22 protein-coding genes are annotated in these 24216 nt (G+C 46.4%); 3 read left to right on the forward strand and 19 right to left on the reverse strand.

Translation table 11 applies throughout. The annotated features are described in order from the left end of the window. Nucleotides 1-441: 441 nt before the first annotated feature. Nucleotides 442-1041 (reverse strand): recombinase family protein, encoded by a 600-nt coding sequence (locus GKG43_RS10015; protein ID WP_050642560.1) that lies wholly within the window; start codon nt 1039-1041, stop codon nt 442-444. Nucleotides 1042-1458: 417 nt separating this feature from the next. Then, nucleotides 1459-2073, reverse strand: a complete 615-nt coding sequence (locus GKG43_RS10020; RefSeq protein ID WP_050642561.1) for a histidine phosphatase family protein — start codon at nt 2071-2073, stop codon at nt 1459-1461. Between the two features lie 272 nt (nt 2074-2345). Here GKG43_RS10020 and GKG43_RS10025 point away from each other — a divergent pair, with 272 nt between their 5' ends. Together GKG43_RS10025 and GKG43_RS10030 are read left to right on the forward strand one after the other, a co-directional pair. Next, nucleotides 2346-2825, forward strand: coding sequence for an S-ribosylhomocysteine lyase (locus GKG43_RS10025; RefSeq protein ID WP_050642562.1), 480 nt, complete (start codon nt 2346-2348; stop codon nt 2823-2825). A 430-nt stretch (nt 2826-3255) separates the two neighbouring features. Then, a complete protein-coding gene (locus GKG43_RS10030) occupies nt 3256-3573 on the forward strand; it encodes a hypothetical protein (protein WP_050642563.1) in 318 nt (105 codons plus the stop codon). Between the two features lie 228 nt (nt 3574-3801). On the opposite strand, the gene GKG43_RS10035 is transcribed toward GKG43_RS10030, so the two are convergent. From GKG43_RS10035 to GKG43_RS10045, 3 genes are read right to left on the reverse strand one after another with little or no spacing between them, the layout of a single operon-like run. Continuing rightward, a complete protein-coding gene (locus tag GKG43_RS10035; protein WP_050642564.1) occupies nt 3802-4362 on the reverse strand; it encodes a DUF5662 family protein in 561 nt (186 codons plus the stop codon). 40 nt (nt 4363-4402) lie between these two features. Beyond that, the gene (locus GKG43_RS10040; protein WP_330377728.1) at nt 4403-6151 is read right to left on the reverse strand and encodes an alpha-amylase family glycosyl hydrolase; all 1749 of its coding nucleotides are present in this window, start codon (nt 6149-6151) and stop codon (nt 4403-4405) included. Further along, nucleotides 6129-7133: a sugar ABC transporter substrate-binding protein gene (locus tag GKG43_RS10045; protein WP_050642565.1), complete on the reverse strand. Its 1005-nt coding sequence runs from the start codon at nt 7131-7133 to the stop codon at nt 6129-6131. Before GKG43_RS10045 ends, GKG43_RS10040 begins: the two co-directional genes overlap by 23 nt. 319 nt (nt 7134-7452) lie before the next feature. Between GKG43_RS10045 and GKG43_RS10050 the strand changes: the two genes are divergently transcribed. Further along, nucleotides 7453-7770, forward strand: coding sequence for a DUF1292 domain-containing protein (locus GKG43_RS10050; RefSeq protein ID WP_050642566.1), 318 nt, complete (start codon nt 7453-7455; stop codon nt 7768-7770). Here the strand turns inward: GKG43_RS10050 and GKG43_RS10055 are convergent. The 14 genes from GKG43_RS10055 to GKG43_RS10120 form a co-directional block, all read right to left on the reverse strand. Beyond that, entirely contained in the window at nt 7767-9605 is a 1839-nt protein-coding gene (locus tag GKG43_RS10055; protein WP_055154582.1) for an ATP-dependent helicase, read from the reverse strand. The two genes, GKG43_RS10050 and GKG43_RS10055, sit on opposite strands and share 4 nt — an antisense overlap. A 42-nt stretch (nt 9606-9647) precedes the next feature. Beyond that, nucleotides 9648-11102, reverse strand: a complete 1455-nt coding sequence (gltX, locus tag GKG43_RS10060) for a glutamate--tRNA ligase (RefSeq protein ID WP_055154581.1) — start codon at nt 11100-11102, stop codon at nt 9648-9650. Further along, entirely contained in the window at nt 11095-11877 is a 783-nt protein-coding gene (locus GKG43_RS10065) for a Sir2 family NAD-dependent protein deacetylase (RefSeq protein ID WP_050642810.1), read from the reverse strand. The genes gltX and GKG43_RS10065 overlap by 8 nt, the downstream gene beginning before the upstream one ends. Before the next feature lie 116 nt (nt 11878-11993). Further along, nucleotides 11994-12422: a threonine/serine exporter family protein gene (locus tag GKG43_RS10070; protein WP_050642569.1), complete on the reverse strand. Its 429-nt coding sequence runs from the start codon at nt 12420-12422 to the stop codon at nt 11994-11996. Continuing rightward, a complete protein-coding gene (locus GKG43_RS10075; RefSeq protein WP_055154586.1) occupies nt 12419-13192 on the reverse strand; it encodes a threonine/serine exporter family protein in 774 nt (257 codons plus the stop codon). The genes GKG43_RS10070 and GKG43_RS10075 overlap by 4 nt, the downstream gene beginning before the upstream one ends. Before the next feature lie 178 nt (nt 13193-13370). Then, nucleotides 13371-14636, reverse strand: a complete 1266-nt coding sequence (locus GKG43_RS10080; RefSeq protein ID WP_242857634.1) for a hypothetical protein — start codon at nt 14634-14636, stop codon at nt 13371-13373. A gap of 119 nt (nt 14637-14755) precedes the next feature. Continuing rightward, on the reverse strand, nt 14756-16726 hold the full coding sequence (locus tag GKG43_RS10085; RefSeq protein ID WP_243125843.1) for a DUF2207 domain-containing protein: 1971 nt from the start codon (nt 16724-16726) through the stop codon (nt 14756-14758). 15 nt (nt 16727-16741) lie between these two features. Continuing rightward, complete coding sequence (locus tag GKG43_RS10090; protein ID WP_050642571.1) at nt 16742-17293, reverse strand: LemA family protein; 552 nt, start codon at nt 17291-17293, stop codon at nt 16742-16744. Between the two features lie 195 nt (nt 17294-17488). Further along, the gene (locus GKG43_RS10095) at nt 17489-18193 is read right to left on the reverse strand and encodes an LURP-one-related family protein (protein ID WP_347562012.1); all 705 of its coding nucleotides are present in this window, start codon (nt 18191-18193) and stop codon (nt 17489-17491) included. 409 nt (nt 18194-18602) lie between these two features. Further along, nucleotides 18603-20036, reverse strand: coding sequence for an adenylosuccinate lyase (gene purB, locus GKG43_RS10100; protein ID WP_129879058.1), 1434 nt, complete (start codon nt 20034-20036; stop codon nt 18603-18605). A gap of 107 nt (nt 20037-20143) precedes the next feature. Continuing rightward, nucleotides 20144-21583 (reverse strand): amidophosphoribosyltransferase, encoded by a 1440-nt coding sequence (gene purF / locus GKG43_RS10105; RefSeq protein WP_129879059.1) that lies wholly within the window; start codon nt 21581-21583, stop codon nt 20144-20146. Between the two features lie 13 nt (nt 21584-21596). Beyond that, the gene (purC, locus tag GKG43_RS10110) at nt 21597-22304 is read right to left on the reverse strand and encodes a phosphoribosylaminoimidazolesuccinocarboxamide synthase (protein WP_025657768.1); all 708 of its coding nucleotides are present in this window, start codon (nt 22302-22304) and stop codon (nt 21597-21599) included. 486 nt (nt 22305-22790) lie between these two features. Then, on the reverse strand, nt 22791-23483 hold the full coding sequence (locus GKG43_RS10115; protein WP_117440667.1) for an amino acid ABC transporter ATP-binding protein: 693 nt from the start codon (nt 23481-23483) through the stop codon (nt 22791-22793). 11 nt (nt 23484-23494) lie between these two features. Then, nucleotides 23495-24151 (reverse strand): amino acid ABC transporter permease, encoded by a 657-nt coding sequence (locus GKG43_RS10120; protein ID WP_044927442.1) that lies wholly within the window; start codon nt 24149-24151, stop codon nt 23495-23497. Nucleotides 24152-24216: the final 65 nt, after the last annotated feature.

A 24216-nucleotide genomic window follows, 5' to 3' on the forward strand; every position in this document is an offset into this window, starting at 1 on the left:
TGCATTATGGCAAAGAAAAAGAAGCTCTGTTACGAGCTTCCTAAAGAATGAACGCTAAATCGACTGTGAATAGTAACGCGCCAAAAATTCTAACAGCCCCTCTTCTCTTGACATAGTTCATTCCTCCTTACGGCACTGTGGATTAAAGCAGACTTTATTCTGCATTATTGGTAAAATAGTATTAGTTGGATGCATCTTGTGAAGAAAAAGGTAGACTTTGGTCTGCAAGTGCATTTCGTAACTTTTTAGATCGTAAAAGGTGACTTTTTATAGGAAAATGCCTAAATTTTCCATATATTTTTTAAAATTTCTGTTTTAATTTATATTATCAATAATGCAGAATAAAGTCTACCTTTTTCTTCACAAGATGCATCCAACTAATACTATTTTACCAATAATGCAGAATAAAGTCTACCTTTTTCTGCATTATTTGCCTTATTTTTACATCCCGTCTTTCTGGCTGCACCACTTTTTAAAAGTTTTAAAATCCACATTCAGCCTTCTTGAGGCTTCTCTGGCGCTGATTTCATTGCGCTTCCACTGCCAATAGGTTTTCTCAAATGCTTTTGGTATCTTCAGGCTGCGTCTGCCAAAACGAACTCCCCGCGCCTTTGCTACTGCGATGCCTTCGGCCTGCCTCTGGCGGATACTTTCACGCTCGCTCTGTGCAACAAATGACAGCAGCTGCAGTACAATATCGGCAATCAATGTTCCTACCAGATCTTTTCCTTTTCTGGTATCCAGAAGCGGCATATCAATCACCACAATGTCCGCGCCTATCTCCTTCGTTATGTATCTCCACTGCTCAATAATATCCTCATAGTTTCTGCCCAGGCGGTCAATTGACTTTACATAGAGCACGTCCTCCTCTTTCAGGTTTTTCAAAAGTCTTTTATACTCGGGCCTGTCAAAGTCTTTTCCGGATATTTTTTCAACGTAAAGATTTTTTTCCGGTATCTTCAGGGATTCCATTGCAACCAACTGTCGTTCTACATTCTGGTCTTTTGAAGATACCCTAACATAACCAAAGCTTTTGTGCATTATTTTCCCTCCTTTTACGACACAACTATTATCGCATATTTATACACCGCCTCTTGCTGGTATATTTTTCCAATTATGTATTTTGACAGGTGTTAGGCGGGTTGCTTTTAGGGGAGCAGAATGCGTTCACAAAACGCGGGGCGGCTTATGCAATATCGTTTTCATAGGAAGATATTACAACGCAAAAGGAGGACAGCAAAGGCAAAAGTATAATCCGGATTATACCTGTTCCTGGTTCCAGAACGCGCAGCCTTCCGGCTTCGGCTGGAATGTCCAGGCTGCCTGTGCAGTCCTTCTTTTAATTACTCCGGCTGACTGGTGCATTGTAAATGCAAGTTAATTATTATTCGAGGTACTAGTACAGTAGTGCACTAATACTAGCATTTCTCCGCCCTCCGGTTCTCGACTGGCCTTTTTCTAATAATACACCCGTCCTTCTTCAATGATTTCTGCTCTTCCATTCTGTACTGTAACTTCAGTCACTGAACAATTCGCAGGTACTCCGTTTTCCCAGAATCTCGCAATATCCTTCTGTCCTTTTATAAGGTTCAGCATTGCTGTGAGGGCGGCTCCATGTGTAGAAATCAAAAGTGTTTTATCCTCATACTCTGTTCTGGCATACAACTCCTGAAGAAAGTCCTGGATCCTGTCTTCCAGTTGTCTGATCGATTCTCCCCCTTCAGGCACAATATAGTTCTTCGTGTCAGTAAAAAGTTTGTTAAACTCATCGCTGCCCGGCTCTTTGTTCTCGCCCCTGCAGCACATTCCCTCTGCTACGCCAAATCCCATTTCCTGGATCCGGATATCCTCATATAACGGTACATTTCTCCCTGCCAGAATTAGTTGCGCTGTTTCCTTCGCCCTGGACAAAGGACTCGTATATGCGGCGGCAAACGAAATATCCCTCAGCCCATTTGCCGTCTCTTCCGCCAGGTATCTTCCATACGCATTCAAGGAAATATCGGAATGTCCCTGAACTTTTTTTAATTTATTCCATGCTGTTTCGCCATGGCGAACAAGATATAACTTCATTATCTGCCTCCCTGATATATAATCTTATGAATAAACATATTTTACAGGATACTTTTTCGTAAATCATATTTCTCTGCTTATTTAGTATAATCATTACTTTTTCTTTCGTCAACTTTTACTTCTTGTCTTATTTACCAGATGCCTTTATAATAGTTGGTGAAATTAAATTAACTTAATACCCCAGGGGATTCTGCCGCCAATCCCTTGCATGTGGATCCACCCGCAGTACATAGGTTGTTGGCTGCCCCTGGGTATACAAAAAGGAGATTATTATGGAAAAAATTGCAAGTTTTACAATAGACCATTTAAAATTGGTTCCAGGTCTTTATGTTTCCAGAAGAGATGAGGTAAACGGAAATCCTATTACTACTTTTGATATTCGTATGACCAGCCCAAATGATGAACCAGTTATGAATACCGCTGAAGTTCATACATTGGAGCACATCGGCGCTACCTTTCTGAGGAACCATCCCGATTTTAAAGACAAAGTGCTCTATTTCGGGCCGATGGGATGCCGGACCGGATTTTATCTGCTTCTGGCAGGACAATATCAGCCGGAAGATATCGTTGGGCTTATCAGGGATATGTTCAGTTATATATCTGGATTTGAAGGAGAAGTGCCAGGCGCAGCAGCCAGGGACTGCGGCAATTATCTGGACATGAATCTTCCTATGGCGAAATATGTGGCGAAAAAATATCTGCAGAATGTGCTCATCGACATACAGGATTATCAAATGTATTATCCGGAGTAAGGAAGTAGTTGCTTGGACACCATAGTAGTGTAACATAGAGACAGCGCTTCCATCCGTTCCTATGTTACGCTACTGCGGATGTTTCATCCAGGAATGTGGACTCCTTCACTTTTTTAGAAATTTAATGGTTACGACCAATGGAAGTAGGCTGCATTTTAGTTTTGTTTCAAGTGTGTTCTTTTTTCATCTCATTATCCAGTGTAGTTCTTGACCTTGGAGTTTTGCTGTGGTATTCTGATTTTATCTTAAGTGGCTGGTGTTCATACCAATTTCAGGCCACGGGATTTCTATCTTATTCCGGTGCTTCATTTTCGAAGTGTTATCCGTAATTAGAAAAATTTATTTTAACAGAGGAGGAGTCTGCTTATGGCTAAAATGCTGAAGGATTATTTTCCGATTATTCAGACAAGAAAGGAGGTGCTCGGAGAGATTGGATGCCTGGCTTTCGTTTCTGGCATTTGATGAACCCGAACGTATAATGGATTTGATTGAGCGGTTCCCAGAATTCAGAGGTTTGTATGAGGATGTCTATGAGATGTGCCGCAATATCGAGGGAGTGATGAATATGTATTCTAAGGAACTTGCTGAACTCGACCGCAACACGGTGCAGTATATGATCGAGGAACAAGAGAAAGTAATTAAAGAACAAAAGGAGCAGCTCGATAAAAAAGATTCTCTGCTAATTAGACAGGCCGAAGAAATTGCCTCATTAAAAAAGAGGCTTGAAAGATTGTCGGAAAAGAAATGATATCCCCTGCTTATAATGTATTCCTGCCAAACAGATATGTAAAACAGTAAGTCAAATCTGAATATCACCCAACCATAACAGCCAGCAAATAAACTTTCCACAACCCCTATGTCCTGTGGTGAAGGCATCCCGTGCAATTGGATTCTGCATGCACTTACCTGCCCTCTGCGTTTATATGCTGGCTTTTTATCGTTCTTTTTGTTTCCCCTTATTTATGTTCTTCTGCCTCTACCCCCGGCATGATTTTGTATAGCGGTTATTTCTGCGAAGCACTTCCTCTCGGATATACTGATAGGTCGGCTCTTCGCCTTTCTCAGCGAGCATAACCAGCAGTTTTTCCAGCAGCGCCTCGGTTTCCTTGTGCATCAGATAGTGTCCCTTCCCCGCCATAAAGTACTCAAGGGGATCGGTCTTCTTATAAGCTTTGCCTTTGTATATTCTGCAGGCCGCGATGCGGTCCAGAAACATTTCTACTACATAACGGACCGGCATTTTCATGCCTGTCATATCTTTTTCGCCGTTTAATCCATAATCAATCCAATATTCATAATGATGTTTATTCCGGCCTTTATGATGCAGCCATGCCTTGGACAGGCCCTTTTCCTCCCGCTCCGCATTGTTTGGGCTTCTGTTTCCCTGATAGTATCTGCAGCCTACGCTGAATTCTGTCCAGCTGTATTTGGAAAGGTCATGCAAGAGCCCCTGCCAGTACAGGCCCACCCGGAAGCATTCCTTCATGACCAATAGTTTATGTCTGGTTATTGTACAAAAATGCCGTATTGCTTTCATACCGCTTTAACGTCCTTCCTGTCTTCCTGCCAGCCGGTATTTATTTTCCGATCAGAAGCAAGATGCTTCTTTCTTTTAATACCATTGTCTTCTGGTTTTCCAGAAGCTGCGGCTTTTCCAGTATTCCCTCTGCCGTGTCCATAACCCGGTACCACTTCTTTTTCTTTGGCAGGGCAGGCAGGGCAAATGTATGTTTAACCCAATGCATATTGTAGGCTATAAAACAGTCATTGTCGTTCTGCCCGCTTGCACAGTACAAGACCCCCAGCTGTCTGCTTGAGACATCTGCCGGTACCTGCCATGCATTTTCCCCGTGATAGGATACATCCGGAGTGCCGCACGAGATCTGATCCAGCCCCAGCAGCGCATCCGGCCTGTGCAGCACGGGATGATCCCTGCGGAGAGCAATCAGCGCTTTTACGTACTGGAATAAGGAATCATTATTCTTTAGTCTATTCCAATTCAGCCAGGATAGTTCATTGTCCTGGCAGTAAACATTGTTATTTCCCTTCTGGGTATTTTCAAACTCATCACCTGCAAGCAGACAGGGAGTTCCCTGGGCTGTCAACAGGAGAAAGAATGCGTTTTTTATCTGATTTCTGCGAAGCTCCATAATGGAGCGTTTTCTGCTGGGTCCCTCTGCGCCGCAGTTCCAGCTGTAATTATAGACGGGACCATCGTGATTATGTTCACCGTTAGCCTCGTTGTGCTTTTCATCATAGGATACAAGATCCGCCAGGGTGAACCCGGTGTGCGCGGTTATATAGTTGCAGCAGCCATCCTCCTTTGTGTTGCGGCGGAGCGCCCATATCACATCGTCTATCATCCCCTCGTCCCCCTTCAGGAACCGGCGCATCACATTCTGGAACCACTCTTCCTTTTTCAGAATCTTGACCCCCTTTAAAAGAGGATCAGCCATAAGCCCGTCCCATGATACATGATAGGGATTGACCACAAACCCGTCTACATGGTATTCCAGCATATAGTACTGCAGGCATTCCAGAGCGGTCTGATGCAGAATGCCCTCCTCAAAAGGCATTTCCAGGATGACCTCTATTTCTGCTTTGTGGAAGGCTTTTACCATTTCTTTTAACTCTGCGGCAGCATCTCCCGCAGCACTGTAGGCCGCCTTGGGCGCAAAATAACAGCCCCGGCCATAGCCCCAGTAATTTGTTCGTTTTCCCGCATACTCTTCAAACTCGTAGACGGGCATGCACTGTATCTGGTTGATTCCAAGTTCCTGCAGATATGGAAGCTTTTCCACCACTCCCATATAAGTCCCCTTATGCTTTACCTTTGAAGAACTGTGCATGGTAAATCCACGGATATGGAGACTGTAGGCAATAACTTCATGATAAGGGATGCAGGGTCTTCTGTCCTCATCCCATTCGAAGTTCCCCGTCAGAAAGGCGCCCCGTACTTTATGCGACTCCAGATCTTCTTTCTGACCAAAGTCACGGTGGCCGGTTATGCGCCTCACATATGGATCCAGAGTGACCTTCCCGCCGATCCGGTAATTATACTCATATTCCTGCGGGTTGAGCCCTTCCAGTGCAAGAAAGCGTACCTCTCCCATCGCAGGGTCTTCCTGCATGGGATATACTGCCTCAACGTCCGCACTGCCAGCCCGGTACAGCAGCAGCTCACATAACTTCCCCGGTGGTACGGAAACGGCAAAATTCATGCTTTCGGTTCCGATTGTCACGCCTAATGGCCGCGGGCTTCCCTGTACTTTTTTCATAATCTGAAGTCCTCTCTTCCTGCTGTCACTGCCAGCCGTCAGTTCCATACATCTCTACGTTATCCTTATTTATAAAAAATGTTTCCTCATAAATTTCTTTTTCATAATCATTGCCTTCCAGGATGGCAATCCCCGTTTCCACGGCTTTTTTACCGATATTGATGGGCGACTGTGCACCGGTTCCTGCAATGGAGGTCCCTGCTTTCGAGAGCTCACTCTTCACTCCCGGCGAGCCGTCTACGCCATATATCAGGATATCGTTTCTGCCCGCTTCTTCCACGGCCTCCAGCACTCCGAGCGCCACCTGGTCATTTCCGCACATGACAGCGTCTATCTCCGGTTTTTCTGCCAGTATGCGCTTCATTTCACTTTTGGCATTCTCTTTTTTTCCCTGGACATCCGCTCTTGCCAGCACCTCAAAACCGCCGTTGGCAATCGCCTCCTCAAAGCCTGTTATTCTCTCATTAATTGAATTCATGGACGGACACTCCAGAATGACAATCCTGCCCCCGTCCGGACGCTGCTTCATCAGGTCCTCACCGCACAGAAACCCGGCGTTTTTATTATCGGAACCAACATAAGCGTCTATCAAATCTGTATCCTTTACCTGTGTATCTATATTAATCACCGGTATATCAGCCTCTTTCAGCGCTTCCAAAGCCGGCGTGATCTTCTCCCAGTCTACCGGGCACAAAAAGACCGCATCCACACCCTGCTCAATCATTTCCTGAATCTGCTCAATCTGTACATTTACATCTGTGCCGGGATCCTTGACTGTCAGGTGATACTCCTGTTCGGACAGCGCGGTTTCAATGGACATCTTTAAGGTGTCAAAATAGGGGTTCCCCATATCAATACAGCTGTAACCAAATGTATAGCCAGTCTCCTCTTCCCCCTCGTCTTCACCTTCTTCTGTCTCTGTATCCTGTACGGCATTATCTTCAGGCGTACCCACATTCTTTTTACATCCTGCCAGCAGCAAACACGCCGTCAGGACAATGAGTAATACGCTCAGTAACTTTTTTTTCATTCAATACCCTCCTGTTCAGCAAAATTTAAGAACCTTCTTCCATTCTATCGTGTTTCTCCCCAATGTCAATAGGAAGTTACTGATCAGACCGTGCCGTGCACCCCGCTGCACGGCATCGGAGCCGCTGAAGTGATGGTCTCAGGGCATCTGCCCCTCGCCTTAGGCGACTTTAAATGGGCAGATGCCGTTACTGTGCACGCCCGTAGGGTGTGCACAGTAACAATAGGAAGTTACTGATCATACCAGCTCATGTTTTTCCCTTGCTTTTTATCCTTCTTTTTGTTAGAGTTAAGTTATCAATGAAAAAAGGAGACCATTTATGAACGAAAACGAATCACTTACTGTAACACTGACACTCGATAATGACGAAGAGCTGGAGTGTGCCGTCCTCACGATTTATGAGGTGGAAGGCCAGGAATACATTGCCCTGCTTCCGCTCGACGAGGAAGGCAGCAACGACGAAGGACAGGTTTATCTCTACCGCTTCTCAGAACCAGTGGAGGGACAGCCTGAACTGGAAAACATTGAAGACGACGATGAGTATGAACGTGCTGCAGATAAGTTTGATGAATGGCTGGATTCCCAGGAATTTGAAGATTTGGACCTGGATGAAGACCTGGATTCGGACGAGGATTAATGCTTTGCATCCTCAAGAAGTTCCTCGACAAAACGGGAAGGTGAAACATCCTTTCCGTTTTTTTTCTTTACATATACAATTTTCAGCTGCTCTTTTGCCCTGGTCATGGCCACATAAAACAGCCTGCGTTCTTCTTCCGTCCCCTGTTCCTTCAAAGCTTTTTTATAAGGGATCTGCCCTTCATTCGCCTCGATGATATAAACCGTATCAAACTCCAGACCCTTCGCAGCATGCATGGTCATCAGCCGGACGCCCTCCTGCTGTCTTTCCCTGCTGCTCTCCCGCATTTTCAAAGCCCTGGTATATTCCTCCACATGGTCAAACCATTCCTTCATAGATGCAAAAGGCTTAGCCGCCTCTTCCAATTCCGCCAGCACCTCGAACAAATCCCCTGCCTGCATTCTTCTGGATGAGGCATATTCCCGCAGAAAATCATCGTATCCGATCCTTTTTCTCAGATACTGGAGGGCGGCATAAGGGGCCATCTTAGCCAGCATTTTCAGATCCCATTCAAACTGGTCTATTCTGTCCTGCATCCATTCCTTGTCGCAGTAAAACTTTCTCAAATCCTCAAAAGATGCCTCCCTGCCGGATAAGCTTTCTCTGGAAATATACCGCTTGGGGCGGTTCATAATCTGCAGAAAATCCTGGCGGATGCGGCTCCCCGATGCCATCCGGAAATATGCCATAATATCTTTTGCTATAAAGTGGCTGTAAATGTTTGGCATATGTTCCTTCATCTGAAAGGATATTTTGTGTTCTATCAGCTGCTCCACGAGAGGCCGGGCATCCGTATGGATCCGGAACAGTACCGCAATGTCTTCCGGCCGTACGCCTTCGCGGATCCGTTCCCGGATCTCCTCCAGCACATATCCGCCCTCCTCCGCCGGATCCCGCACCTCCTGCACGTGGAGGCATGCTCCCCTGGGTTTCTGTGCACGTATTTTCTTCTGAAACCGGATCTCATTATGACCGATCACCTTCAGAGCATTCTCTACGATATTGGAAGTGGACCGGTAATTGATATCCAGCAATAGCTGTTTCGCCTCCGGATAGTCCTCTGTGAACCGGAACATCAGGCGTGAATCAGCCCCGCGAAACCCGTATATCGCCTGATCATCATCCCCCACGGCAAACAGATTGCTCTGTGGTTCTGCCAGCATCCTGATTACATCATACTGGATCTGATTGATGTCCTGAAACTCATCAATCAGTATATAATGAAACTTCTCCTGCCACATTTTCAGGATATCCGGCCTGGACCGGAATAATTCATAGCAAAGCACAAGCATATCGTCAAAATCGATTTTTTTTGCGGTTTTCCGCTGTGTCTCGTATTCCCTGTATATATTTCTGAAAGCGTCCGGCGCGCACTTTACGGATCTGTATTCTTCTATGTCCATTCTGTTATTTTTCACAATACCGATCTCAGTCACGATCTCCTGCAGGAAATCTTCCTCATCAAAAATCTCGATATCCTGCCTGTTCACAGCCTGCCTCACGATCTGATACTTTTCTTCCTCTGAGAGAATATTCTGAGGGCCGAAATGATATGCCCATTTCAGAATACCATAATAGATCCCGTGGAAGGTCCCCACGGTCACCGGCAGGCCTTTATTTCCCATCAGCTGTTGAAAACGGGACTTCATCTCAGCTGCTGCATACTTGGTAAAAGTAATGACCAGAATTTCTTCTGGCCTTACTTTTCGCTCCTCAATCAGGTATTTCATTCGGTTTACAATCGTCAGGGTCTTCCCGGATCCGGGACCTGCAAGGACAAGACATGGGCCCGCCCCATGAGTGACTGCATCTGACTGAGCCCTACTAAAACTCATACGTACCTCTTTCTACTTACTGACGTTCAGAAATGTGAACCGTCAGCTTAACTTTTCAATTGCAATTCTAATTCGTCTGAGAGACTCTTCTTTTCCGATAATCTCCATGATCTCGGTAGCGCCCCCCGGTGTATTCTGCTTTCCTGAGACAGCGGTTCTCACCGGCCACATCACATAACCGTTCTTACAGCCCTTCTCTGCCACATAGCCCTTCAGCATCTCAAACAGCGCATCATTGCTGTAATCTTCCTGTTTTTCCAACAGCGGAAGCAACTCGGTAAGTACTTCCAGGGAGGACTCTTCATTCGTCTTCATCTTCTTATGCGTATACATTGCTGTATCATAATCCGGAAGCTCCTCAAAAAAGTCTACCTGTTCACGGATATCCGGGAATATCTCGATCCTTGTCTTAATCAGTGAAGCAATCTTCTTCAGATCGTAATCTTTTGTAATACATTCTCTGAGATAGGGTTCTGCCATCTCATAAAATGTATCAAATTCCATGGCTTTTAAGTATTCTCCGTTCATCCATCTTAACTTTACCGGATCAAACACCGCCGGTGATTTATTCATCCTGCGGTAATCAAAAGCCTCCACCAGGCCTTCCAGGGGAAAAATCTCCTGTGTATCGGCCGGGCTCCAGCCAAGCAGCGCCACAAAGTTTACAACGGCTTCGGATACAAACCCCTGCTCGATCAGGTCTTCATAGGAAGAATGTCCGCTGCGTTTGCTCAGTTTCTTGTGGTTCTCATCGGTAATCAGAGGACAGTGCACATAAACCGGCACATCCCATCCGAAAGCCTCATACAGCCGGTTATATTTGGGAGCGGAGGAAAGGTATTCATTTCCCCTGACAACATGCGTGATTTCCATCAGGTGGTCATCAACAACATTTGCAAAATTGTACGTCGGAAAACCATCAGATTTGATCAGAATCATATCGTCCAGTTCGTTATTCGGCACCGTAATATCTCCGTATATCTCATCATGGAAGGTGGTTGTCCCTTCGTTGGGCACATTCAGACGGATAACCCACGGCGTACCCACAGCCAGGTTTGCCTCCACCTCCTCTTTGGAAAGTCCCAGACAGTGCTTGTCATATACGACAATGTCTGTTCCATCCTCCGACACGGATGTCTTAAGGGATTCCAGCCTTTCTTTATCACAAAAGCAATAGTAAGCGTCTCCCTGCTCAACCAGCTGTTTTGCATACTTCAAGTACAATCCGGAAGCATTCCTCTCGCTCTGCACATAAGGCCCGAATCCGCCGTCCTTATCCGGCCCCTCGTCATGAATCAGGCCTGTTTTCTCCAGGGTACGGTATATGATATCCAGAGCGCCTTCCACAAAACGCTCCTGATCCGTATCCTCCACACGGAGAATAAAGTCGCCGCCTTCGTGTTTTGCGATCAGATATGCATACAATGCTGTCCGCAGGTTACCTACATGCATCCTCCCTGTCGGGCTGGGTGCAAACCTTGTTCTTACTTTACTCATGTTCTCTCTTCTCCAATTCATGTTCTTTATTCCATTTGTTCTGGTATGCTGTTACCAGTTTTTCAAGGGCATCATCCACTCTGCTGTAGACAAGCACGTCTGCAAGCTTATCGGAATAATGCTCTTCGTTCGTAATCAGGATCAGCTTATCTCCATTATAATACTGGATCAGCTGATGGCAGAGCGACGCATGGAGGCTTGTTCCGAGTACAAGCAGTACATCCGCTTTCTGGATCTCCACCGCTGCTTTTGTAACAATCCCATTATCCACCATCTCTCCATAAAGGCAGATCTTAGGGCGTATCGTATTCTTGCAGTCCTCGCACAAGGGCACGCCTTTTGACTGTATCATGTACTCAATGGGATATTTTTTCCCGCAATGGGGACAGAAATTATCATAGATACTTCCATGAAGATTAATCACATTCCTGCATCCGGCCCTTTCAAGAAGTCCAAACAGTCTTTTTGTAATCTCGCAGTGTACAAGACCGTATTCCTCCATCTTTTGCAGATTTAAAAAGCCCTTTCCAGGCGGAATCGCTGCAGCCGCAAGCATCTCGGTCCTGTAAAACTCAAAGAAAACTTCTTTCCTTGTGGCATAAAATGCACTGCTCAAAATCTCCTCGGCAGAATACCCATACTTTTGTTCAATCTCGTAAGACTCTTCTCCATCACGTACTCCGGGGTAACCATTCTCAAGAAACATCTCTTTCCCACTTATCGCTACGGTATACTTGCTTTCTTCCAGTAGTTGCAAAATGTTCTTACTACGCATATTCATCCCGCCCTTTCTTCTAGCATGAACAGTCTGTTGCAGGTTATGTTGTTAATTTCATTATAAAACAAGTCCCTGTATTGTTCAATAAACAAAAAAGGCGAATTTTGGTATTTTTATACTTTCTTAAACCGCACTTTAAATACGGTGTCCATGATAAAGATAGCGAGGGCAATGACACCGGCAATCTCAAGTGTCTGGATCAGATAATAACTGCTTTTGGCGCTGTCGTTGGCTATAATATAATACACAATCCGGTACATCCCCGCCCCGGGTACAGTCGGCAGGATCCCTGCAATCAGGAAGATCGTAACCGGTGCCTTAAACACCCGTGCAAAGGTATGCGATGTAAGCGCAATCGCCAGCGCGGAAAAAAATGAGGAAAGTACCACATCCAACCCCGACTGGATGCTGAACAGATACACAAAACCTCCGATTGCCCCGGCGATTCCCGCATGGAGCAGATATCTGCGCGGCGTCTCCAGCAGTACGGCAAACCCTGCCACAGCCACAAAGGAACCTATGACTCCAAATATCAGCTTCATAAACTGCCACCTCCCGGATACATTAGCCCCGTCAGAGCCATTGCGGCCCCTACTCCCAGCGCTACAGCCGCCGCCTTGAGAAATGCCTCCAGTATCCTGGCTCCGCCGGAAATGTAATCCCCCTGCAGGGTATCCCTCACCGCATTTGTAATCGCAACACCAGGCACCATTGGCATAATCGCGCTGATAATGACAATATCCTCATCCAACCCCGGGCAGAATCTTTTCAAAAACGCCGCCGCAACAGCCAGTCCGAAGGAGGACAGCGTGTCCAGTATAAAGCCGTTAATCTGCAGGCGTTTTCCCACAGTCACCACCAATGCAAGCACTGCTCCTACGAAAGCGGCAGCAGCAGTTTCCATGATACCGCCACCAAACAGCGGGGCAAATCCCGCGGGGACGAGCACAGTTGCCAGATTATAAATCCAGACAGGGTACTGCTTTCCGCCGATGTTCTTCAGCTCATCATAAGCCATTTCCAGAGTCAGCTCCCCCGCACAGTATTTTCGTGATATCTCATTCACCCTCATAATCCGGTTCAGATTCGTTCCCCGTTTCTGTACTCTTTTAATCACCGTAATCGGCTCCATATCCGGGTTGCCGATTGTGGCTACAATACCGGTCATCATCACACTGGCCTCAACCGTCTCTGTGTCAGCCGTGCGCAGAATATGATTGATGGTATCCTCCACCCTGTACGTCTCGGCCCCGCTGCGCAGCATCATCTCACCGGCCAGGACCGCCGTATTCATCACAAGCTTATAATCCATCCATTTTCCCGCCTTTGTCCCGGGTGTGCCGGGCATACTGATTTTTTATTCTCCGTTACATATAGTCTGCACAAATCCTTAAACATTTTAACACATTTTTAGAATAAATCCACCTTTTCCGCGGAAAATTTCAGGCGGTCCTAATCTGTTGCGAAAAGTCCTCAGAGGAAATCTCTTTTTAACGTATTGTCACACCCAATTCTGCAAAAACATTCTGGTAATGCTCCAGGTGCTCCCTTGGCGCCATAATCGTAATTCCATTTCCGCCGTTCCCGCCAAACACATTGCTGCCCACTTCTACAGCACCACATTTCATCATATCTATCTTGGTCAGATTGGTGTTTAAAAACGAATAATCTTCCAGCCTTGTCACATTGGACGGAAGCGAATATATACCGATTCTTCCACGCGGGAATGCAAGAAGTGTTGTCATGCCGCTGTCAAACAGCATACCGTCCTGCCATGTATAATTTGCATTGGGTTCCGTCAGCTGAATCCAGCCAAGGTCCGTCAGTTCACTCAGAACACCTGGTTCGATATTTACAATATTCGGAGGAATAAAAAGTTCATAGATCTCCGCGCCTACCCCTTCAAAGGTCCCCCTTGCAATTCCTGAACATCCTTCTGCGGGAAGCACAAGGCGTCCTTCATTTACGATACCCGCAGAGGGATCGTAAGCACAGAGCATACCATCCGCATTTACCGTAAAACCTGCCGGCTGTTCAATCGCCGGTTCATCCGAACCGTCGGTTGGATCATCATTCTCTCCCGGAATGTCGGGTGCCTCCACATCCGGAGTATCCGGAACTATCACATCCGGCGGAGCTGCCGGGTCATCATCCACCGGCGGATTATCCGGAACAATCGGCGTATCCGGTACAATTGGTACATCTGGTACGATCGGATTATCCGGTGTGATGGGTGTATCCGGAACTGAGGGTTTATCATTAACTGCAGGAATATCCGGAATCACCGGCGGGGTCACATTTCCCGTCGGTGATTCCGGGATATGTACTCCCGTGAAATTGAGATTTGGGACCTCTGTCTCTGATATTCCACCAATAGCCGGTATTTCTATGCCCATCAAAAAGAAGTCCGAAAGCAGGTCTGTCTGCTCCGCCTCCGGCTGCACTGTCATCGACTTCACTCTTTTGTTTTCTTTCAATATTTTATTAATATTTGTCTTTACCGGTATTCGGTTCAACGCATTGCCGAAAATATCCAAGGTGCCGGCTCCTTCGCTGTTTGCCCCATATGTCAGCAGCTCTTTTCCCTCATATTTTCCGTAAATCAACCGATATGCGGCGTCCGACTCCGTAAATTCCAAAGCAGGGAGTTCACAGACAAGCCCTGCAGCCAGCATAATTACCATCAGTATCCCTATGATGCGCGATTCCCTTCTTCGCGCAACACCACTCTCAAAAATTCTAATACAACATTCCATTTTCAGTTTACCTGCACCTTTCTTTCTCAACCACAAATAATACTCACACAAATATAAATTTTACATAAGAAAAAGGAACGCCGCAATCTTTCGCAACATTCCTTTGCATTTTCTTAATGTTACCAGCTGCCTCCTCCTCCGCCGCCGAAACCTCCGCCGGAAAAACCTCCGCCGCCAAAGCCTCCGCCGCCAAAACTGCCTCCGGAACCTCCGGACTGTACCGGTTTGGATACGGTCAGCGTGGATGCCGTTTTATTCAGGCTGCTCATCATGAGTCTGTTAAACATATAGTAATCGAAAAATGAATAGCTGTGATATGGAGAGAACCATTCAGGAGCCGGTACTGAAAGGCCTTTCAGTTTTTTAGCAAAAACGTCGGAAAGACCAAACACATAAGCATAAGGAATAATATGATAGAACCACTCCGGGTTCGTTTTTGCAAGTTCATTCATGCGCTCCAGTTCGGCCGTTTCTATAAAATCACGAAGCCCGGCAAGTCTTCCCATCCATTCTATACACTGGGATGTCCGTCTCTTCATAAATCCTGCCAGCCCGATCATCACTCCGGTGGCTGCCAGAACAGGAACCAGCACCCATATATAATTAAAGACTTCATATTGGAATACACGCATAACATAACTGCCCGCATACACTGCGGTAGATAAAAAGCAGACCGCCAGTGTGCCTCCCGCCGTCAGTCTGCGGGATGTATCGGTTCTGGCATACCATGTATCAATATCACTGCAGAAAACCAGTGTGCCAACCAGCAGCATAACCCACAGCAGCACCTGGACAAAGATCCTGCCGCCGCTTGTATAAGAATAGATACTTGTGAGCACCATAAACCAGGCCAAAGGCAGCGTACAGCATACAATCGCCGCTGTCCTGGCAATTTTAGATTCTCTGGTATATATCATATCCCGGCCCTGCTTTTGAAAATAATTCTTCAGCTGTTTTTTCGCCATCTCCAGCGTGCCTGAAAACTTATACTGGAGGTCGCTGATTTTACGGATTTCTCTGTACTCAAACAGCTTATTAAAAATGCAGAACTGATAGCTGGGCGCTTCCTCAGGAAGTTCCTTCAGCTTGAACAGACTGAGCCCATGGTCCGGCATTTCTTTAATGCTCAGAAAGCCTTTGTCCGCCCAGTATATAATCAGGGAAAGCAAGTCTTTATCTTCTACACTGCCGTCAATAATATACCCCACGGCGGCACTGTCCAGATTGTCCGGAGGCTGATACTGAATCGAAGGAATAATCGGTTCATCCCTTCCGAATCTCACAAAAAGAAAAACAATCAGCAGCAAAAGTATCACGGCCGGCAATAACAGCAGCCATGGCAGGAAAGTAAGCTGCCCGACACCTGTGAAATAACCAGCTTCCATGGGCGCAAAGAACGTAATTCCCTCCCCCAGTTTTAAATCTTTTTTCAAAATGCCCGTGACCGTATTTCCCTGCCAGGATAGATCCAGAATTGCTGCAGCGTTCTTATTCTCCCCATAGGTTCCGTAATAAAACTCCAGAATATCGTGAGGAAATTCTTTCGGAAATGTGATGGTAAATCTGCTTCCAGCAGGGATCCTGTTCTGCCACTGAGTCGGAAACACGTTATAATAGGCGTTCTGATACGCATTCTCCTGGAAACGCGGTGTCACCGTATAGGAAAACCGGTATTCTTTCCGTCCGGTCAGATATGCATCCTCCGAACCAAAACGGATTACCTTAGATCCGCTTTCAGAATCAACTTCTGTTTCCTCCCGAGATTCCAGCCCTGTCAGCCGGGCATTATAAGGCACCACCTGAAAGTTCCCGCCGTCTTTAGTATATACGGTTCCCTTCACCGGAATATAACGGTAGATGCCATGCCGGGGCGTCAGAAAGTCAACTCCGATCTGCTCTGTCACTTTATAGGACTGGTTCTCCCCCACCTCGATGTCTGTGTTAAAATATTGCGTAGTCATGTTCAGATCTTCTTTTCGTTCTACCTCAGGGTTTACAACTTTTTCCACAATCCCTGAACCAAACATAAAAAACACCCATACAACAGCCCATATAATGATAGCGGCGGTTCTTCCGCTAAATTTCTTCATACTGGCATCCCCCTGCTAGAAAGTCACTTTCACATTCTCACGCTCACCGCTGTCATTCACTTCATACAGAGGCTTTCTCTGAAACCCGAAGATACCGGCAATGATATTGCCCGGGAACATCTCTGTCTTCGTATTAAAACGATTCACTACGCCATTATAATATCTTCTGGAACCGGCAATCTCCTCCTCAATCCGCTGCAGCTGGTCCTGAAGCTGCAGAAAGTTCTGATTTGCCTTCAGATCAGGATATGCCTCAGATACTGCAAATAAAGACTTTAAAGTGCCGCTTAGAATGTTGTCGTTTGCAATCCGTTCCTCCGCCGTTGATGCATTCATCGCTGCATTACGCGCGGAAATCACTTTTTCCAGCGTCTGCGACTCATGCTTTGCGTATCCTTTTACCGTCTCCACATAGTTTGGAATCAGATCGTATCTTTTCTTCAAAGACACATCCATTGCAGAAAATGCTTCCTCTGTCTTGTTCCTCAGCTTAATAAACCCATTGTAAGAGCCTGCAAGCCAAATAATCAAAATCACAATAATTGCTAATATAATCCATATTGCCATAAATACGGCCTCCTTTATTTATCCCTGAATTTACTATTTCCAATTATAAGACAGTTTCATACTTTCGTCTATAAAATTTCTAAAATTCAGTACTCTATTCCCGCATCCAGCGTAACAGTTCCGGCATGCCCGGACTGTTACCATCCGGCCGCATCCTCTCCATACGGAATGTAACCGGATAATCTCTCATGTACCTTACTGCCCATTCGTACAGTTCGCCGCGTCTATTGCAATAACAAGAAGCAGCCCCGTAAGTTCATCCGCCGGATTTGCAAAGTCGAGCACGTAGGTATCTCCCCAATGCATGAACTCCTTAGTGATATGCACCACCGGACCGCGGCCGTCGCAGACATCATATTCCCATCCGAGAAAATCGCCTTCCACATGCCATTCCTTAAAATCCACTTCATATCTTGGGCGGAAAAATGTAAACTTTTTCTGGATTTCTCCCAGTACCATACCGTTCATTTCGATTTCAAACTGCGGCATCAGAGTCATCAGCTTCTGACGAATGGCGCCGACTTCCCTCTGCCGCCAGTCATACACATGAATCTGATGGCCCAGCGTAAAAAACTCAGCCTTCACAAAATATTTTGCCTCCCCGCCCTCATCATATACATCGTAAGAATCAGTCCAGGAAAACACCCTCTGTTTAATAAATAAACGCATCTCCGCTCTCCTTCCAAATGTTAAATTAATAACACTTTCATCTATCATAACACAGACCACATAAAAAAACACCCCTTCAAAACTAAATGAACAAGCTTTAGCCTTGTGAATGGATGGGGAGGCTTTCGCTGATCCCTTCATATCGCTGATGCATCCAACCGGCAGGAAGGACTCGTACGCCGGGATGGCTCTCAGACCGTGGCAGCGTATTAATTCGCTGGGGGACAGCATAGCCCCAGAAAGAATTAATACGCTGCCACCGCTCGGAGCCCCGCTCAGTGGACGAGCTTTTCCTAACGGCCGGATGTACCAGCTGAAAAACCGGGAAGCCTGCCCCAGGCCGGGAGCATCTATGCCATTTTAAAAGTCCTATAGTTTACGTTAGAGGCCCTTAAGGAAAAAACATAGAAAATGGTGGACAGAATTTGACGTCTCACGTCAAATTCTGAAGCGGCCTAAAACCCGAAATTATCAAATTTCGGGTTGCATGCCGCTGAACCGCCATTTGCTATGTTTTTTCCTTTAGGGCCGCTTACGTAAACGGAGCGGATTTTTAAAATGGCATAGATGTGCCCGGCCTGGGGCAGGCTTCCCGGTTTTTCAGCGTCCCCTTCGAGAAAATCCCCCGCCCATCTAAAACCTAAACATTAATTTCTGCTTTTACGCCCAAAATGTCTTTATTTTCCTCCAACAGAGGCCTTATTACATGTTTAAGGTAAGACTCTACTTGTTCTTTTGCCCGCCCTACATACTTTGAGGGATCCATCGTCTCCTGCAGATCTTCCAAGCTCATATTGAAGGCTTCATCCTGTGCGATCAGTTCAAGAAGGTTATTATCCAGCCCTTTTTCCTTTACATTCCGGCCTGCTTCCATGGATAGCTCGCGGATGCGCTCATGCAGTTCCTGTCTGTCTCCGCCCGCCTTCACGGCATCCATCATAATGTTTTCTGTGGCCATAAATGGCAGCTCTGACATCAGACGCTTTTCAATTACTTTTGGGTATACAACCAGTCCGTCGACGACGTTCAGACACAGATCCAGAATGCCGTCAATTGCCAGGAACCCTTCTGGTATGCTCAGACGCTTATTGGCAGAGTCATCCAGTGTTCTTTCGAACCACTGTGTCGCCGATGTAATAGCCGGATTCAATGCGTCTATCATTACATATCTGGAAAGGGACGCAATCCTCTCGCTTCTCATCGGGTTTCTTTTATATGCCATAGCAGAGGAGCCGATCTGGGTCTTCTCAAAGGGTTCCTCCACCTCTTTCAGGTGCTGCAGAAGGCGGATATCGTTTGAGAACTTGTGCGCGCTGGCGGCAATGCCAGCCAATACATTCAGAACTCTTGTATCCACTTTTCTGGAATAAGTCTGCCCGGATACCGGATAACAAGCCCCGAATCCCATCTTTTCCGCGATCATAGGATCGATCTTGTCAATGGTCTCCTGATCCCCGTCAAAGAGCTCCAGAAAGCTTGCCTGGGTTCCTGTGGTTCCCTTGGATCCCAGCAGTTTCAGGCTGCCAAGGACATAATCCAAATCCTCCAGATCCATTTCAAACTCCTGCATCCAGAGCGTCGCCCTCTTGCCGACTGTGGAAGGCTGTGCAGGCTGAAAATGGGTAAATGCAAGCGTAGGCTGTGCCTTATACTCGTCTGCAAACCTGGAAAGTTCCGCGATCACATTGACCAGCTTTGTCCTCACCAGCCTCAGTGCCTCCGCCATTACGATTATATCGGTATTATCTCCCACATAGCAGGATGTGGCGCCAAGGTGAATAATGCCTTTTGCCTTGGGGCACTGTACACCATAGGCGTACACATGAGACATCACGTCATGGCGCACGACCTTTTCTCTTTCCTTAGCCACATCATAGTTGATATCTTCCGCATGGGCCTTTAATTCCTCAATCTGCTCATCTGTGATAGTCAGACCCAGTTCCTTTTCCGTCTCGGCCAGGGCAATCCAAAGCCTTCTCCATGTTCTGAACTTCTTATCGGGTGAAAATATATACTGCATCTCTTTACTCGCATAACGCTCAGAAAGAGGGCTGACATAACGGTCCGTACTCATAAATCTAATCTCCTATTCTTATATATACTAAATGACTGTCAATACCCCGGCAATTGTATAAACCAAGGATTTCTGCTTCATATCCATAAAAGCGAAAAGCAGGCGTCCTACCAGGTCCCCTGCTCAAATGCCTGGCTGATATCCCCGTCCGGCACCTCCATTGGATATTTTCCGGTAAAACATGCATCGCAGTAGCCCAGATCTCCCACCATATTTTTCAGCTTACTGACCTCCATGTATCCCAAAGAATCCGCCCCTATCATCTTCCGAATCTGTTCCGGCGTATGGGAATGCGCTATAAGCTGTTCATTGGACGGTACATCGGTTCCAAAATAGCACGGATACAAAAACGGCGGTGAACTGATTCTGACATGGACTTCGGTGGCTCCCGCTGCTTTCAGCATCCTGATAATATTAGCACAGGTTGTTCCCCGCACAATCGAATCATCCACCATGATGATCCTTTTGCCTTTTACCACCTCGGGTATGACATTCAGCTTGATCTTCACGCTGGATTCCCTTTCGCTCTGGCTCGGCTTAATAAACGTCCTTCCCACATAGCTGTTCTTATGGAAGGCCATCCCATAGGGGATGCCCGACTGTTCCGAATATCCCTTTGCCGCAACCAGCCCGGAATCCGGCACGCCAACTACCAGATCCGCCTCCACAGGGTATGATTCCGCCAATGCCCTGCCTGCGGTAATCCTGGAATGATAGACATTTACCCCGTCCAGAGTACTGTCTGTCCGCGCAAAATAAATATACTCAAAAATGCAGCGGGCCTGTCCCGCAGCCGGTACTGCCATGCTCGTATCGGACGCGATTCCTTCTTTGGTAATCGTAACAATCTCCCCGGGAAGTACATCACGTACAAACTCCGCGTCCACCGCCGCAATGGCACAGCTCTCCGAGGCCAGAAAGTACGTATTATCCCTTTTTCCAATACACAGCGGCTTCAGTCCCAGAGGATCTCTGGCTCCAATCATCTTGCGCGGGCTGCTCACTACTAGGGCATACGCCCCCTTTATCTTCATCATCGCATTTTTAACTGCGTCCTCCGCCCGGCTTACATTCAGGCGCTCCCTCGCGATATGATATGCAATCACTTCCGAATCGATGGTAGTCTGAAAAATAGCTCCTGTATATTCCAGTTCTTTTCTCAATTCAATGGCATTGACCAGATTGCCGTTATGGGCAATGGCCAGTGTCCCTTTCACGTAATTGATAACGAGCGGCTGTGCATTCTCCACCCGGGTTCCCCCTGCCGTGGAATAGCGCACGTGTCCGATCCCCAGATTCCCCTTCAAATCATGCAGGGATTCCTCATCGAACACATCGTTCACAAGCCCCAGGCCCTTTTTTGATAAAACCCTTCGCTGTCCATATGTGTCAGTTACCGCAATACCACAGCTTTCCTGTCCTCTGTGCTGCAGTGCAAAAAGGCCATAATATACGGATGGCGCCACATTGCCGCCATCCATATCATATGCACCAAAAACTCCACATTCTTCCCCCAAGCCTGTCATAACTTTATCAATTCTGCTCATGAATGTCTCCTATTTATTTGATGCCGATTCTCTTAAATACTTCCTGATATGCATCCTCTACATTGCCCATATCTCTGCGGAAACGGTCTTTGTCCAATTTCTCGTGTGTCTCCTTGTCCCACAGCCTGCATGTATCCGGTGACACTTCATCCGCAAGGATAATCTCCCCATGGAATCTGCCGAATTCAATCTTAAAGTCGATCAGCTCAATCCCAGCTTCATCAAAGAACTTTCTCATAACGTCATTAACTTTAAAAGTATATTCCGTAATCTTATCAATCTCTTCTCTCGTTGCAGCCCCAATCGCAATTGCAAAATAATCATTGATCATAGGGTCGCCCAGATCATCATCTTTATAACTGAACTCCAAAGTCGGTGCTAATAATTTTCTGCCTTCTTCAATCCCAAGCTTCTTGGAAAAGCTGCCCGCAGCCACATTACGCACAATCACTTCCAGAGGAACGATCTCCACCTTCTTCACTGCAGTCTCTCTGTCACTCAGTTCTTTTACATAGTGTGTCGGCACGCCTTCCTTTTCCAGCACCTGGAAGATATAGTTGGTCATGCGGTTATTAATCACGCCTTTCCCAACAATCGTCCCCTTCTTCTCACCATTAAATGCGGTGGCATCGTCTTTATAATCTACAATCACGATATCCGGGTCGTCAGTAGCAAATACTTTTTTTGCTTTTCCTTCGTAAAGCTGTTCTAATTTTTTCATACGTTCACACCTGTCCTTTTTCGATTTTTCATACATAAAGTAGTAAGGCTGTCTTTCTAAAAGAAAAACGAAGTCTCGCATGATGATTATAATACAAGGGAGACGGAAAATCAATATGGGATTTGGAGGACGAGAATTCGTCCCGGGGTGAGATGGGGACGCGTAATGACAGGGATGCCGGGACGTGCTGCCAAAAGTGCCTATCCTGTTGGAATTACATATTAGCGAGCCTAGCAGCAGTAAGCGGAAATCCGCAAAACCAGACAGAAAAAAGCTGCTTCCGAAGCAGCTTTTTAGAACACCTGAGGCGCTTAATCATCAGATTAAGCGGTGAATGTGTTCGGTTCTGTCTGGTTTTGCGGATTTCCGCTTACTGCTGCTTGGCGCAGCGGGCTGTAATTCCAACAGGATAGGCACTTTTGGCAGCACGTCCCGGCTCGCGGTAAGCGCCCCCTCTCCATCCCCCCCAAGGCTAAATCTCGTAATCTATATCCCATTTCTGGAGAGTTTCCCCAGGAATTCTTTCATTCGTATGTTATCCGACCCAAAGACCTCTTCCGGGGTTCCCTGTTCCGCGATAACGCCCTTATCCATAAAGATGATATGGTCGGCCACATGTTTTGCAAAATTCATTTCGTGGGTGACGATCACCATAGTCATGTGCTCTGCGGCCAGATCTTTGATTACTTTCAGGATCTCTCCCGTCAGCTCAGGATCCAGCGCCGAGGTTGGCTCGTCGAAGAAAAGGATTTTGGGGTTCATAGCCAGGGCCCTGGCTATGGAAACTCGCTGCTGCTGACCGCCCGAGAGTTGGTACGGGTAAGCATTTTCCTTGTCCTCCAGACCCATTTTTTTCAAAAGTACGCGCGCTTCCTTAAAGACCTCCTCTTTTTCCCGTTTCTGCACTTTGATCGGGGCATCTGTGATGTTCCTCATAACTGAAAAATGGGGAAAAAGATTGAAATTCTGGAATACCAGACCATATTCTCCTTCATAATGGATCTCTCCCGCATCCGGGGTTTCGAGGTTCGTCGCACAACGAAGCAGTGTGGATTTTCCGGATCCGGATGGGCCGATAATTGCCAGGACCTGTCCTTCGTCTACCTTCAGGGAAATGTCCTGCAGTACTTCAACGTCGTCAAAGTGTTTTTTGATATGTTTCATTTCTAACAGACTCATGACATTCCCTCCTATTTATAATAATTTAGCTTCTTCTCGATAAATTCCATGAAAACTGCTACGATCAGGTTAAACACATAATAGAATATACCTGCAGCCACCAAAGGAATAATGGAGGTCTGGGCAGCCGCTATCTGTTTTGCGGTCGTAAACATTTCCGCATAGGCAATTGCAAATGCAAGGGACGTATCTTTTACAAGCGTAATCACTTCATTTGTCACCGACGGCAGAATTCTTTTGATAACCTGAGGGAAAATGATACGGAAGAAAGTCTGCACCCGATTATATCCCAGCAGCTTTGCCGCCTCGTATTGTCCGACCGGCATAGATTCGATTCCCCCGCGGTAAATCTCTGCAAAATATGCGGCATAGTTAACCGCAAATGCAATCAAAACCGCACTCAGTCTGTAAGACGCCGTGATCCGGATTCCGAATATGTAGTACGGCCCGAAATAAACCACCATCAGCTGCAGCATGAGCGGTGTCCCGCGCATAATAGAAATATATACCTTCGTTATCCACTGAATGATTTTAATTTTTGACATTCTTCCGAATGACACAAGCAAACCTAACGGCAGTGAAAACAAAAGAGTTGCAAAAAATATCCCTACTGTTCCTAACATGCCCCCTGATAACTGGCTGATCATTGCCATAAAACTTATCTTCATCTTCCTGACCTCCGGGTAGTAAAAAGGCCAGATAGTAATTCTGACCTTTTTCATTCTTACTTTTT

The sequence above is a fragment of the Eubacterium sp. BIOML-A2 genome (genome assembly GCF_009680135.1).
Lineage (GTDB): Bacteria > Bacillota > Clostridia > Lachnospirales > Lachnospiraceae > Faecalicatena > Faecalicatena contortus_B.

Coding starts and splice junctions, on each gene's coding strand:
- GKG43_RS10015 (WP_050642560.1), bottom strand. CDS start 1,041: ATGCACAAAAGCTTTGGTTATGTTAGGGTATCTTCAAAAGACCAGAAT.
- GKG43_RS10020 (WP_050642561.1), bottom strand. CDS start 2,073: ATGAAGTTATATCTTGTTCGCCATGGCGAAACAGCATGGAATAAATTA.
- GKG43_RS10025 (WP_050642562.1), top strand. CDS start 2,346: ATGGAAAAAATTGCAAGTTTTACAATAGACCATTTAAAATTGGTTCCA.
- GKG43_RS10035 (WP_050642564.1), bottom strand. CDS start 4,362: ATGAAAGCAATACGGCATTTTTGTACAATAACCAGACATAAACTATTG.
- GKG43_RS10040 (WP_330377728.1), bottom strand. CDS start 6,151: ATGGAACTGACGGCTGGCAGTGACAGCAGGAAGAGAGGACTTCAGATT.
- GKG43_RS10045 (WP_050642565.1), bottom strand. CDS start 7,133: ATGAAAAAAAAGTTACTGAGCGTATTACTCATTGTCCTGACGGCGTGT.
- GKG43_RS10050 (WP_050642566.1), top strand. CDS start 7,453: ATGAACGAAAACGAATCACTTACTGTAACACTGACACTCGATAATGAC.
- GKG43_RS10055 (WP_055154582.1), bottom strand. CDS start 9,605: ATGAGTTTTAGTAGGGCTCAGTCAGATGCAGTCACTCATGGGGCGGGC.
- gltX (WP_055154581.1), bottom strand. CDS start 11,102: ATGAGTAAAGTAAGAACAAGGTTTGCACCCAGCCCGACAGGGAGGATG.
- GKG43_RS10065 (WP_050642810.1), bottom strand. CDS start 11,877: ATGCGTAGTAAGAACATTTTGCAACTACTGGAAGAAAGCAAGTATACC.
- GKG43_RS10070 (WP_050642569.1), bottom strand. CDS start 12,422: ATGAAGCTGATATTTGGAGTCATAGGTTCCTTTGTGGCTGTGGCAGGG.
- GKG43_RS10075 (WP_055154586.1), bottom strand. CDS start 13,192: ATGGATTATAAGCTTGTGATGAATACGGCGGTCCTGGCCGGTGAGATG.
- GKG43_RS10080 (WP_242857634.1), bottom strand. CDS start 14,636: ATGGAATGTTGTATTAGAATTTTTGAGAGTGGTGTTGCGCGAAGAAGG.
- GKG43_RS10085 (WP_243125843.1), bottom strand. CDS start 16,726: ATGAAGAAATTTAGCGGAAGAACCGCCGCTATCATTATATGGGCTGTT.
- GKG43_RS10090 (WP_050642571.1), bottom strand. CDS start 17,293: ATGGCAATATGGATTATATTAGCAATTATTGTGATTTTGATTATTTGG.
- GKG43_RS10095 (WP_347562012.1), bottom strand. CDS start 18,193: ATGCTGTCCCCCAGCGAATTAATACGCTGCCACGGTCTGAGAGCCATC.
- purB (WP_129879058.1), bottom strand. CDS start 20,036: ATGAGTACGGACCGTTATGTCAGCCCTCTTTCTGAGCGTTATGCGAGT.
- purF (WP_129879059.1), bottom strand. CDS start 21,583: ATGAGCAGAATTGATAAAGTTATGACAGGCTTGGGGGAAGAATGTGGA.
- purC (WP_025657768.1), bottom strand. CDS start 22,304: ATGAAAAAATTAGAACAGCTTTACGAAGGAAAAGCAAAAAAAGTATTT.
- GKG43_RS10115 (WP_117440667.1), bottom strand. CDS start 23,483: ATGAGTCTGTTAGAAATGAAACATATCAAAAAACACTTTGACGACGTT.
- GKG43_RS10120 (WP_044927442.1), bottom strand. CDS start 24,151: ATGAAGATAAGTTTTATGGCAATGATCAGCCAGTTATCAGGGGGCATG.